This window comes from Streptomyces mayonensis (genome assembly GCF_018982965.1).
Taxonomy (GTDB): Bacteria; Actinomycetota; Actinomycetes; order Streptomycetales; family Streptomycetaceae; genus Streptomyces; species Streptomyces mayonensis.
The window spans coordinates 81532-94243 of the sequence record NZ_JACBYP010000009.1; the positions used below are offsets into that span (position 1 = coordinate 81532).

The 12712-nt window shown below is 73.4% G+C and carries 10 protein-coding genes; 8 read left to right on the top strand and 2 right to left on the bottom strand.

The features are described from left to right. The first annotated feature begins 218 nt into the window (after positions 1 to 218). The 3 genes from HZS56_RS05425 to hemW all read left to right on the top strand — a co-directional run bounded on the left by HZS56_RS05425 (position 219) and on the right by hemW (position 5906). Positions 219 to 2096, top strand: a complete 1878-nt coding sequence (locus HZS56_RS05425) for an AMP-dependent synthetase/ligase (RefSeq protein ID WP_216719531.1) — start codon at positions 219 to 221, stop codon at positions 2094 to 2096. A gap of 342 nt (positions 2097 to 2438) precedes the next feature. After that, on the top strand, positions 2439 to 4601 hold the full coding sequence (locus tag HZS56_RS05430; RefSeq protein ID WP_216719532.1) for an ATP-binding SpoIIE family protein phosphatase: 2163 nt from the start codon (positions 2439 to 2441) through the stop codon (positions 4599 to 4601). A 72-nt stretch (positions 4602 to 4673) separates the two neighbouring features. Further along, positions 4674 to 5906: a radical SAM family heme chaperone HemW gene (gene hemW, locus HZS56_RS05435; protein WP_216719533.1), complete on the top strand. Its 1233-nt coding sequence runs from the start codon at positions 4674 to 4676 to the stop codon at positions 5904 to 5906. 148 nt (positions 5907 to 6054) lie between these two features. On the opposite strand, the gene HZS56_RS05440 is transcribed toward hemW, so the two are convergent. Then, complete coding sequence (locus HZS56_RS05440) at positions 6055 to 6873, bottom strand: DUF3097 domain-containing protein (protein ID WP_216719534.1); 819 nt, start codon at positions 6871 to 6873, stop codon at positions 6055 to 6057. Between the two features lie 68 nt (positions 6874 to 6941). Next, entirely contained in the window at positions 6942 to 7676 is a 735-nt protein-coding gene (locus HZS56_RS05445) for an MBL fold metallo-hydrolase (protein ID WP_216719535.1), read from the bottom strand. Between the two features lie 202 nt (positions 7677 to 7878). On the opposite strand from HZS56_RS05445, the gene hrcA reads away from it, so the two are divergent. From hrcA to HZS56_RS05470, 5 genes are all read left to right on the top strand, one after another. After that, positions 7879 to 8895, top strand: coding sequence for a heat-inducible transcriptional repressor HrcA (gene hrcA, locus HZS56_RS05450; RefSeq protein ID WP_216719536.1), 1017 nt, complete (start codon positions 7879 to 7881; stop codon positions 8893 to 8895). Then, positions 8896 to 10035, top strand: a complete 1140-nt coding sequence (dnaJ, locus tag HZS56_RS05455) for a molecular chaperone DnaJ (RefSeq protein WP_216719537.1) — start codon at positions 8896 to 8898, stop codon at positions 10033 to 10035. It abuts the gene before it with no gap. Positions 10036 to 10144: 109 nt separating this feature from the next. Beyond that, entirely contained in the window at positions 10145 to 11239 is a 1095-nt protein-coding gene (locus tag HZS56_RS05460) for a nitronate monooxygenase (protein WP_216719538.1), read from the top strand. Beyond that, positions 11236 to 11985 carry a 16S rRNA (uracil(1498)-N(3))-methyltransferase gene (locus tag HZS56_RS05465; RefSeq protein WP_216719539.1) on the top strand — a complete coding sequence of 250 codons (750 nt, stop codon included), beginning with the start codon at positions 11236 to 11238 and terminating at the stop codon, positions 11983 to 11985. Before HZS56_RS05460 ends, HZS56_RS05465 begins: the two co-directional genes overlap by 4 nt. A 93-nt stretch (positions 11986 to 12078) precedes the next feature. After that, positions 12079 to 12663: a hypothetical protein gene (locus HZS56_RS05470; RefSeq protein WP_216719540.1), complete on the top strand. Its 585-nt coding sequence runs from the start codon at positions 12079 to 12081 to the stop codon at positions 12661 to 12663. Positions 12664 to 12712 lie beyond the last annotated feature (49 nt).

Here is a 12712-nt window from a genome sequence, read left to right on the forward strand (position 1 = left end):
TCTGGAGGAAATGACAGGGCGCGGGCCCTTACGCGGTGGCCGGTCGCCCTTTACCCTGATGCCTGCCCCGTAGTTACTCGTGAGTTAAACAAGTGATCGGGCAACCGTCCGAGTCAAGGCCCGAACACCGCCCGAGAGTGAACCAGTCACACCTGAGCCAGCCACACCTGAGCCAGCCGCAACGAGCCAGCCGCACCGTCGCGGGCCCGGAGGATGTCGTGAGCGACACACAGACACTGATCGAGAACCGTCCGCCCTCCGTGGCGGGACTCTTCCTGGAGCGGGTGGCGGCCACGCCGGACGCCGAGGCGTACCGCCACCCGGTGCCGCCGGCCACGGGCGAGGGCCCCGACGACTGGAAGTCGCTCACCTGGGCGCAGGCCGCCGAGCGGGTCTACGCGATCGCGGCCGGTCTGATCGAACTGGGCGTGCAGCCGGAACAGCGGGTGGCGCTGGCCTCCTCGACGAGGCTGGAGTGGATCCTCACCGACCTCGGCATCATGTGCGCGGGCGCGGCGACGACCACCGTCTACCCGCAGACGAACTCCGACGAGTCGGCGTACATCCTCTCCGACTCCGAGAGCCGGGTGCTGATCGCGGAGGACGCCGCGCAGCTGGCCAAGGCGAAGGCGAAACGGGCCGAGCTGCCCGATCTCACCCACGTGGTCGTCATCGACGCGGCCGGTGCCGACACGGGCGAGGACTGGGTCCTCACCCTCGACGAGCTGGAGCGCCGGGGCGCGGCCCGGCTGGAGAAGGACCCGCAGCTGATCAAGGAGCGGGTCGGCGCGCTCACCAAGGACCAGCTCGCCACCCTCATCTACACCTCCGGCACCACCGGCCGGCCCAAGGGCGTCCGCCTCCCGCACGACTGCTGGTCCTACATGGCCAAGGCGATCGCCGCGACCGGCCTCGTCACCAAGGACGACGTGCAGTACCTGTGGCTGCCGCTCGCCCATGTCTTCGGCAAGGTCCTCACCTCCGGCCAGATCGAGGCCGGCCACGTCACCGCCGTCGACGGCCGCGTCGACAAGATCATCGAGAATCTGCCGGTCGTGCAGCCGACCTACATGGCGGCCGTGCCCCGCATCTTCGAGAAGGTCTACAACGGCGTCGCCGCCAAGGCCCGCGCGGGCGGCGGGGCGAAGTACAAGATCTTCCAGTGGGCCGCCGGGATCGCCCGCGAGTACGCCAAGGTCACCCAGGACAACTTCAAGCGCACGGGCACCGCGAGCGCCCCCGCCGGCCTGCGCACCAAGCACGCCGTCGCCGACCGGCTCGTCTACGCCAAGATCAGGGAGGCCTTCGGCGGCCGCCTGCGCGCCTGCGTCTCGGGCTCGGCGGCCCTCGCACCCGAGATCGGCTACTTCTTCGCCGGCGCCGGCATCCACATCCTGGAGGGCTACGGCCTCACCGAGTCCTCCGCCGCGTCCTTCGTCAACCCCGGCGAGGCCTACCGCACCGGCACCGTCGGCAAGCCGCTCCCCGGCACGGAGGTGCGCATCGCGGACGACGGCGAGGTCCTGCTGCGCAGCCCCGGCATCATGGCGGGCTACCACAAGCTGCCCGAGAAGACCGCCGAGGTCCTGGAGGCCGACGGCTGGTTCCACACCGGCGACATCGGCGAGCTGTCGCCCGACGGCTACCTGCGCATCACGGACCGCAAGAAGGACCTCATCAAGACGTCCGGCGGCAAGTACATCGCACCGGCCGAGGTCGAGGGCCAGTTCAAGGCCGTCTGCCCCTACGTCTCCAACATCCTGGTCCACGGCGCCGACCGGAACTTCTGCACCGCGCTCATCGCCCTCGACGAGATCGCGATCACGGAGTGGGCCGAGGAGAACGGCCTGGGCGGCAGGCCGTACGCGGAGATCGTCGCCGCGCCCGCGACGGTCGACATGGTCGACGGCTACGTCCGGCAGCTCAACGAAGGGCTCCAGCGCTGGCAGACCATCAAGAAGTTCCGCGTGCTGCCCCGCGACCTCGACGTCGAACACGGCGAGATCACCCCGAGCCTCAAGCTGAAGCGGCCGGTGGTGGAACGGGAGTACAAGAACCTGATCGAGGAGATGTACGAGGGTTCGCGCGAGGCCTAGTCGGGCCAGGGGCCCGTGCTGCCACGAGCCCCCGCACCCCGGGCCCGGGGCGGCACGGGGCCGGGGCGCGGGGGCCCGGAAGGCCCCGCCGCGCGCTACCGGTGTACGCGGCGCGCGGGGTGGGGCAGCCCGGACCGCGGGCGTCGCCGTCCGTGGGCCTCGCGGTCCGTGGGGTGAAATGCTCGAATTCGCCCGTGCTCCGGCCGGGTTCGGGCAGTCACCTACCACGGTTCTCCCTCATGACGGCCCACTTCGGTAACTCCGCGCTTGGGACAAGGGCCTGTCTGTCACTCTGTCGGCATCGACTGCGAGTACGTCGCACGAACTGCCCAGGGAGCGTCCATGGGGGCCATTCCGACGCAGCGGGAGACCGCCTTCCGCGCCAGCACGGCGCCCGCGCACGCCGAGGCATCCGCCGATCCGTCCGCCCGGGAGTGCGCGCGGGCGCACGTGACCCTGCTGGGCAGCTCCCTCGCACCGGGCGCCGCCCGCGCGATGGTGCGGGACGCCCTCGCAGACTGGACCGAGCTGGGCCTGCCCGGCACGGAACGGCTGACCGAGCACCGGGCCGGCGACGCCCTCGTCGTCGTCAGCGAGCTGGTCACCAACGCGGTCGTGCACGCCGGTACCGACGTCGAGGTCGGCTGCCGGGTGGAGGAGACCGGCGCACTCGTCATCGAGGCCACCGACCACCGCCCTTCCCGCACGCCGACGGGCGGCGACCACGAGACGCCGCAGGAGCCTGCCGAGTACGGGCGCGGGCTGCCGCTCGTCGCCGCGCTCTCGGAGTCCTGGGGGATCACCTTCCGGCCGGGCGCCAAGACGGTGTGGGCGCGCCTGCCGGCAGGGGGCACGGAGGCCGCCGACGGCACCGGGGCGGGTGCCGGGGCCGCCGGGGCGGCAGCCCGGGCCGGTGACGCGGCTGAGGCAGAGCCGTCCGGAACCGCGAAGCATGCGGGCGCATATGCCGAAACGGTCCACCACGGTGCGCTGCCCGGCGGGGCGGAGGGCGTCGAACGCCCCGACGGCACTGACCGTGCGCCCGCAGGGAGCGGAGCGGTGGCCGGGGAGGGGGCCCACCGCTCCCCGCGCGACCGCGAGTGGCTGGGCCGCGACGCCCTGTCCTTCCTCGCCGAGGCCTCCGGCCTCCTGGCCGGAGAGCTGGACGAGGAACGGGTCGCCTCCCTCGCCGGACAGCTGATCGTGCCCCGGCTCGCCGACTGGTGCGGCGTGTGGCTGGAGGACGAGTCGCTGGGCCGGGGCGCCTGGAGCGGCGACCCGGGCGCGGCCGTCGGCGCCCGGCTGGCGCGTGTGCGGTACGCGGGGGAGGGCCACCTCGACGAGCTGCGCCTGGCCCTGGAGAAGGACCCGCCCCGATCGCGCGACCCGTGGCGCTCCGGCCCCGTCGACCACCCCTGGCCCGGCGACGCGCTCGGCTCTGACGGCACCCGCGGCGTCGCGCTCGCCTACCGCCTGGTCGCCGACGGCCGCCCACTCGGCACCCTGGTCATCGGCCGGGCGGACACCACCGGCGCCCCCGACACCCCAAGCGCCACCATCAGCACCTCCGCCACCATCAGCACCACCAGCTCCCCCGGCACCCTCGATCCCCCCGTCTCCTCCGGCTTCCCCGACGAGATCACCGGCCTGGTCGGAGACCTCAGCCGCCGGGTGGCGCTCGCCCTCGGCACCGCCCGTCAGTACGCCCGGCAGGCCACCATCAGCGCCGTTCTCCAGCGCGGCCTGCTCCCCGGTGCCGTCGCCGTGATCCCCGGCGTGAGCAGTGCCCTCGTCTACGAACCGTGCGACAAGGGCGGCCCCAGCGGCGACTTCTACGACCTCTTCCCGGCCGGCGAGGGCCGCTGGTGCTTCGCCGTCGGCGACGTCCAGGGCAAGGGCCCCGAGGCCGCCGTCGTCATCGGGCTCGCCCGGCCCTGGCTGCGGCTGCTGGCCCGCGAGGAGTACGGCGTCCCCGACGTCCTGGACCGCCTCAACCAGCTCCTCCTCGACGACGCCACGGAGGCCGCGGACGCCGCCGCCCGTGCACTGGTCGTCGCGGGCGGCCCGCCGCTTGCCCCGGGCGACGGCCCGCAGACCCGCTTCCTCTCCCTGCTCTACGGCGAGCTGGCCCCCTTCGACGGCGGCGTCCGCTGCACCCTCGCCTCCGCCGGGCACCCGCTGCCGCTGCTCCTCGGACCCGACGGCGCCGTCCGGGCGGTCGCGGCCCCGCAGACCCTGCTCGGCGTCGTCGAGGGCGCGACGTACGTCAGTGACACCTTCGAGCTGCGCTCCGGCGACACCCTGCTGTGCGTCACCGACGGGGTCACGGAGCGGCGCAGCGGCTCCCTCCAGTTCGACGACGGCGACGGGCTGGCCGCGGCGCTCTCCGGGTGCGCGGGCCTGGACGCCGACCTGGTCGCCGAGCGCATCAGGCGCCTGGTGCACGAGTTCGGCCCCCGGCCCCCGGAGGACGACCTGGCGCTGCTGGTACTGCAGGCCGAGTAGGCCGAGAAAGGCTGAGAGAGGCCGAGAACGCCGACAGCCGAGCAGCAGTGGCCGTACGGGACAATGGAACGCATGCCCTCCGCACTCCCCGACGGCGAGCCCGTCCCCGCCGACGGTGCCCTGCCCGCGTCCGCGCTCGCCGGGGCCGCCGACCGGCCCCTCGGCTTCTACCTGCACGTGCCCTACTGCGCGACCCGCTGCGGCTACTGCGACTTCAACACCTACACCGCCACCGAGCTGCGCGGCACCGGCGGTGTCCTCGCCTCCCGCGACAACTACGCGGAGACCGTCGCCGACGAGGTCCGCCTGGCCCGCAAGGTGCTCGGCGACGACCCGCGCGAGGTCCGCACCGTCTTCGTCGGCGGCGGTACGCCGACCCTGCTGGACGCGGGTGACCTGGTACGGATGCTGGGCGCGATCCGCGACGAGTTCGGCCTCGCCCCCGACGCGGAGATCACCACGGAGGCCAACCCGGAGTCCGTCGACCCGGCCTACCTCGCCACCCTCCGCGAGGGCGGCTTCAACCGGATCTCCTTCGGCATGCAGAGCGCCAAGCAGCACGTCCTGCGTGTCCTGGACCGCACCCACACCCCCGGCCGTCCCGAGGCCTGCGTCGCCGAGGCCCGCGCGGCCGGCTTCGACCACGTCAACCTCGACCTGATCTACGGCACCCCCGGCGAGTCCGACGACGACTGGCGCGCCTCGCTGGACGCCGCGCTCGGCGCCGGACCCGACCACGTGTCGGCGTACGCGCTGATCGTCGAGGAGGGCACGCAGCTCGCCCGGCGCATCCGGCGCGGCGAGGTCCCCATGACCGACGACGACGTCCACGCCGACCGCTACCTGATCACCGAAGAGACCCTGTCCGCGGCGGGCTTCGACTGGTACGAGGTGTCCAACTGGGCCACCTCCGACGCGGGCCGCTGCCTGCACAACGAGCTGTACTGGCGGGGGGCCGACTGGTGGGGCGCGGGCCCGGGCGCGCACTCCCACGTGGGCGGCGTGCGCTGGTGGAACGTGAAGCACCCCGGCGCGTACGCGGGAGCGCTGGCGGCGGGGAAGTCGCCGGGCGCCGGGCGGGAGATCCTTGACGACGAGGACCGCCGTGTGGAGCGCATCCTGCTGGAACTGCGCCTGCGCGAGGGCGTCCCGCTCTCGCTCCTCCGCGAGGACGGCCTCGCGGCGTCCCGCCGTGCTCTGTCCGACGGCCTCCTCCAGCAGGCACCGTACGACGACGGCCGCGCGGTGCTCACTCTCCGCGGACGGCTCCTGGCGGACGCGGTGGTGCGGGACCTCGTGGACTGATCACTCGGGGGGGGGGGAGTGAATCGGTGTCGGACGGGGGTTCACTCCGGCGCCGGTCCGTAGTCTGCATACGTGAACGAGCAGCAGCTACCGCTGGAGGCTCTGGGCACCGAACTCGACACCAGCGACCTCACCACCTTCACCGGCGTCAGGCCCCACCGCTACCCGTGACGAAGTCGATCAGTTCCTCGACCCGTCCAAGGAGCGCCGGCTCCAGGTCCTTGTAGGAGTTGACCCGCGCCAGGATCGCCTGCCACACCGCGCCGGTGTTCTCCGGCGGCCAGCCCAGCGCCCGGCACACCCCCGTCTTCCAGTCCTGGCCGTGCGGCACCCGTGGCCAGCCCTCGATGCCGAGGGACGCCGGTTTCACGGCCTCCCAGATGTCGATGTACGGGTGGCCGACCACCAGCGCGTGCTCGCTCGTCACCGACTCCGCGATCCGCGACTCCTTCGACCCCGGCACCAGGTGGTCCACCAGGACGCCCAGCCGCGCGTCCGGTCCCGGCGCGAAGTCGGCGACGATCGACGGCAGGTCGTCCACGCCGCCCAGGTACTCCACGACCACGCCCTCCACGCGCAGGTCGTCGCCCCAGACCTTCTCGACCAGCTCGGCGTCGTGCCGCCCCTCGACATAGATGCGCCCGGCGCGCGCGACCCGTGCGCGGGCGCCCGGGACGGCGACGGAACCGGACGCCGTACGGGACGGCCGCGCCGGGCCGGAGGAGGACGACGGCCGCACCAGCGTCACCACACGCCCCTCCAGCAGGAAGCCGCGCGGCTCCATCGGGAACACCCGGTGCTTGCCGAAGCGGTCCTCCAGGGTCACCGTGCCCGCCTCGCAACCGATCACCGCGCCGCAGAAGCCGGTGCCGGGCTCCTCGACGACCAGGCCGGGATCGGCCGGTACCTCGGGTACGGGCTGCGGCTTCTTCCACGGAGGGGTCAGGTCGGCGGAGTACTGGCGCATTCTGCCGACGATACGAGGAACGCGCGCCCGCTGATCAGCGCGACACGCCGATCAGTGCGACACGCCGATCAACGCGACACGCTGAAACGGGCGGCCAGCGCGTCCCGTTGGGCCCGGACGAAGGCCGCGTCCACCACCGCTCCGTGACCGGGGACGTACCGTGCGTCGGGCCCGCCCAGCTCCAGCAGCCGGTCCAGGGCAGCGGGCCAGCGCGACGGCACGGCGTCGGGGCCCGCCTGCGGCTCACCGGACTCCTCGACCAGGTCCCCGCAGAAGACGACCTCCACCTTGCCCGGCACCAGCACCGCGAGGTCGTGTCCGGTGTGCCCGGGGCCCACGTTCGCGAGCAGGACCTGCCGGCCGCCGCCCAGGTCGAGCGTCCACTCGCCGCTCACCTCGTGCGGGACCCGCACGAGCGCGTCGGCCGCCTCCTCCGCGCGCCCCGCGTCCAGCCCCTCCGCCACCGCGTCCGCCCGCAGCGCCTCCCGCCCGTGTCCGCCCGCCGCGAACAACGCGTCCGTGCCCACCGCCCCGTACACCCGGGCGCCCGCGAACGCCGCGGCGCCGAAGACGTGGTCGAAGTGCGGGTGGGTCAGCGCGAGATGTGTCACACGGTGCCCCGCGAGCCGCTGCGCCCCCGCACGCAACCGGGCGCCCTCGCCCAGGTCGGAGCCCGCGTCGACCATCAGCGCCGCCCCCGCGCCGACGACCAGACCGGCCGTGCAGTCCCAGCCCGGCAGCCGGCACCGGCCCACCCCGGCAGCCAGCCGCTCCCAGCCCGCCTCTTCCCACGCCCCATTCATGAGGACGACGCTATCGGCCCGGGCATCCCGGGGTCCCCGGGCGCGGCGGCGCGGTACCGCGACCGGCCTTGCCGTGGGCGTACCCCACGGCCGTACACTGGGCCGGGGAAGTCTGGCACTCGCACACCATGAGTGCCAGGACAAAACGGCAGGACAGACGAAACAGCAGGACACGGGCGGACGACTCCGGGAGGTGCGCGCGATGCTCAGTGAACGCAGGCTCGAGGTGCTGCGCGCCATCGTCCAGGACTACGTCGGCACCGAGGAGCCCGTCGGCTCCAAGGCCCTCACCGAGCGGCACAACCTCGGCGTCTCGCCGGCCACCGTGCGCAACGACATGGCGGCCCTGGAGGACGAGGGCTTCATCGCCCAGCCGCACACCAGTGCCGGGCGCATCCCGACGGACAAGGGCTACCGGCTCTTCGTCGACAAGCTGGCCGGCGTCAAGCCCATGACCGCGCCCGAGCGGCGCGCCATCCAGAACTTCCTGGAGGGCGCCGTCGACCTCGACGACGTCGTGGCCCGCACGGTGCGGCTGCTCGCGCAGCTCACCCGGCAGGTCGCCGTCGTGCAGTACCCCTCGCTGACCCGCTCGACCGTGCGGCACGTGGAGCTGCTGGCCCTCGCGCCCGCCCGCCTGATGCTCGTGCTGATCACGGACACCGGCCGGGTCGAGCAGCGGATGGTCGACTGTCCGGCACCGTTCGGCGAGGCCGCCCTCGCCGACCTGCGCGCACGGCTCAACAGCCGTGTCGCCGGGCGCCGTTTCACGGACGTGCCGGGTCTGGTCGAGGAACTGCCCGAGGCCTTCGAGGCCGAGGATCGCGGTACGGTCTCCACCGTGCTCTCCACTCTCCTGGAGACGCTGGTCGAGGAGAACGAGGAGCGGTTGATGATCGGCGGCACCGCCAATCTGACCCGCTTCGGGCACGACTTCCCCTTGGTGATCCGGCCGGTGCTGGAGGCGCTGGAGGAGCAGGTCGTGCTCCTCAAGCTCCTCGGCGAGGCGAAGGATCCGGGCGTGACCGTACGGATCGGTCACGAGAACGCCCACGAAGGACTCAACTCAACGTCCGTCGTGTCGGTCGGTTACGGTTCGGGCGGCGAGGCGGTTGCCAAGCTCGGCGTGGTCGGACCGACCCGCATGGACTACCCGGGAACGATGGGAGCGGTACGCGCAGTGGCACGGTACGTCGGACAGATCCTGGCGGAGTCGTAGGTGGCCACGGACTACTACGCCGTACTCGGCGTACGCCGCGACGCGTCCCAGGACGAGATCAAGAAGGCGTTCCGGAGGCTCGCCCGCGAGCTGCACCCGGACGTCAACCCCGATCCGAAGACCCAGGAGCGGTTCAAGGAGATCAACGCCGCCTACGAGGTGCTGTCGGACCCGCAGAAGAAGCAGGTCTACGACCTCGGCGGCGACCCCCTCTCGCAGGCCGCCGGCGGCGGCGGTGCGGGCGGCTTCGGCGCGGGCGGCTTCGGGAACTTCTCGGACATCATGGACGCGTTCTTCGGTACGGCGTCGCAGCGCGGGCCGCGCTCGCGCACCCGCCGCGGCCAGGACGCGATGATCCGCATCGAGGTCGAGCTGGACGAGGCGGCCTTCGGCACGACCAAGGACATCCAGGTCGACACGGCCGTCGTCTGCAACACCTGCAACGGCGAGGGCGCGGCGCCCGGCACCTCTGCCCAGACCTGCGACATGTGCCGCGGCCGCGGTGAGGTCTCCCAGGTCACCCGCTCCTTCCTGGGCCAGGTCATGACCTCCCGGCCCTGCCCGCAGTGCCAGGGCTTCGGCACCGTCGTCCCGACCCCGTGCCCGGAGTGCGCGGGCGACGGCCGGATCCGCTCGCGGCGCACCCTGACCGTGAAGATCCCGGCCGGTGTCGACAACGGCACCCGGATCCAGCTCGCGGGCGAGGGCGAGGTCGGCCCCGGCGGCGGCCCCGCCGGCGACCTGTACGTCGAGATCCACGAACTGCCCCACTCGACCTTCCAGCGCCGCGGCGACGACCTGCACTGCACGGTCACCATCCCGATGACGGCGGCGGCCCTCGGCACGAAGGTGCCGCTGGAGACCCTCGACGGCATGGAGGAGGTCGACATCCGGCCGGGCACCCAGTCCGGCCAGTCGATCCCGCTGCACGGCCGGGGCATCACCCACCTGCGCGGCGGCGGCCGCGGCGACCTCATCGTCCACGTCGAGGTCACCACGCCCACCAAGCTCGACCCCGAACAGGAACGCCTCCTGCGCGAACTGGCCCAGCAGCGCGGCGAGGAACGGCCGACGGGCCAGTTCCAGCCGGGGCAGCAGGGGCTCTTCTCCCGCCTGAAGGACGCCTTCAACGGGCGCTGACCGGCGGCCGGCCGGCGGAGGCCGCGTCCCCCGGGATGCGGATGACTCTGGCGTATGCCAACGGAAGCCCGGATTCGGACGGGTGTGGAGGACGTGACACCATGCGGTCATGTCCTCCGCACTGACCGATCTCTTCCCCTACCCGATCGTGCAGGCGCCGATGGCGGGAGGCGTCTCCGTGCCGCCGCTCGCCGCCGCGGTCTGCGAGGCGGGCGGGCTGGGCTTCCTCGCCGCCGGCTACAAGACCGCCGACGGGATGTACCAGGAGATCAAACAGCTGCGGAGCCTCACCTCCCGTTCCTTCGGCGTCAACCTCTTCCTGCCGCAGCCGGAGACGGCCGACCCCGCCGCCGTCGGCGTCTACGCCCACCAGCTGGCCGGCGAGGCCGCCTGGTACGAGACGGAACTGGGCGACCCCGACAGCGGCCGGGACGACGGCTACGACGCCAAGCTCGCCGTACTCCTCGACGACCCGGTGCCGGTGGTCTCCTTCCACTTCGGCGTCCCGAGCCCCGAGGTCGTCGACTCCCTGCACCGCGTCGGCACCTTCGCCCTGGTCGCCGCGACCACGGCGGAGGAGGCCCGGGCCGTCGAGCAGTCCGGCGCCGACGCGGTGATCGCGCAGGGCGCCGAGGCCGGCGGACACCAGGGCACCCACCGCGACAGCGCGGAGACCGGCGGATCCGGCACCGGACTGCTGTCGCTGGTCGCCCAGGTACGGGAGACGGTGAGCCTGCCGATCGTCGCCGCGGGCGGCATCATGCGCGGCGGCCAGATCGCCTCCGTCCTCGCCGCCGGAGCGAGCGCGGCCCAGCTCGGCACGGCCTTCCTCGCCACCCCCGAGTCGGGCGCGCACGCCGTGCACAAACAGGCGCTGACCAACCCGCTGTTCGTCCGCACCGAACTGACCCGCGCCTTCTCCGGCCGCCCCGCCCGCGGCCTGGTCAACCGCTTCCTGCGCGAGCACGGGCCCTACGCGCCCGCCGCGTACCCCGACGTCCACCACCTCACCTCGCCGTTGCGCAAGGCGGCGGCGAAGGCGGGCGACGCGCAGGGCATGGCCCTCTGGGCGGGACAGGGCCACCGGATGGCCCGGGAGCTGCCCGCCGGACAGCTGGTCGAGGTGCTGGTGGCCGAACTCGCCGCCGCCGGGACGGCGTTGTCGGGCTACGCGACCTACACGACGGGGGGCGCCGGCCGATGACGGCACCGGTGTTCGTGGTCGGCTCCCTCACCCCCCGGGACCTGCCCGGCGGGGAGTACGTCGTCGACGGCCCCGAGGGGCGGCACGCCGTCTCCGTCAAGCGGCTGCGCGCCGGAGAGGACGTGGTCCTCACCGACGGGCGCGGGCACTGGGCCGAGGGCGTGGTGAAGGCCGCCGAGGGCAAGGACCGCCTCGTCGTCGCGGAGCTGGACCAGGTCCACGAGGAGCCGCCCGGGCAGCCCCGCATCACCGTCGTCCAGGCCCTGCCCAAGGGCGACCGGGGCGAGCTGGCCGTCGAGACGATGACCGAGGTCGGTGTGGACGCGATCGTGCCGTGGGCGGCGTCCCGGTGCATCACCCAGTGGAAGGGCGAACGCGGCCTCAAGGCACTCGGCAAGTGGCGGGCCACGGCCCGGGAGGCCGGCAAGCAGTCCCGCCGGGTCCGCTTCCCCGACGTCGCGGACGCGGCGACGAGCAAACAGGTTGCCTCACTTCTCGCCGACGCCGACTTCGCCGCCGTCCTCCACGAGAGCGGCGACGCCCCGCTGTCCACGGCCCAACTCCCCGCCTCCGGCGACATCGTGCTGGTCGTCGGTCCCGAAGGGGGCGTGTCCCCGGACGAGTTGGCGCTCTTCGCCGAGGCCGGTGCCCGCCCCTACCGCCTGGGCCGCAGCGTCCTGCGCACCTCCACCGCGGGCACCGCGGCCACCGCCGCACTGCTGACCCGCACCGGCCGCTGGTCCTGACGGCGCCCGACGGCCCGCGCGCTGCCCGGGGGTGGTGAGGAGTGGCCGTATGCGCCCTTTCGTCCGCCGCGCACCGGTGGCACGCTGCCGTCCATGGGGGCATTGAGGCGGATCCTGCGCACCGCACCGGTGGCCGTCGGCGCGGCCGTCGCCGTCGGCGGACTCGCCGCGTGCGAGCCGGGCGGGATCGGTACGGCCACGGTGTCGTACACGACCGACCAGACCGCGACCCGCGAACTGGACCGGCAGCAGACACAGGTGCGGTGGCTCACCTGCACCGCCTCCCGCGACGGCGACGGCGACGGCGACGGCGAGGGCGACGGCGACAAGAGCGACAGCGACGGTGGCAGTGGCACGGGTGCACGCGCCACCGCCCCGGCCGGTGCGGAGAAGACCCTCGTCACCGTCGACTGCGAGGGCAAGACCGACGACGACAAGGACATCACCGTCCACGGCAAGGTCACCCGCGTCGTCAACGGCGCCTGCGTACGCGGCGACCTCACCGCCGAGGTGGGCGGCAAACAGGTCTTCCACGTCGACGGACTGGGCAACTGCGATACGGCCGGCACCCCGCCCGCCGACCGCCCCTCACCGCAGCGGCCCGGGCCCACCGTGACCGTCACCCGCACCATCTGGTGCCCGGACGACCCGCACTGCCGTCCGGTGGAGGGCAAGTAGCGCGCGGCCGTCGTGCACCGGCCACCGGTGGCCGGTGGCCGGTGGCCGG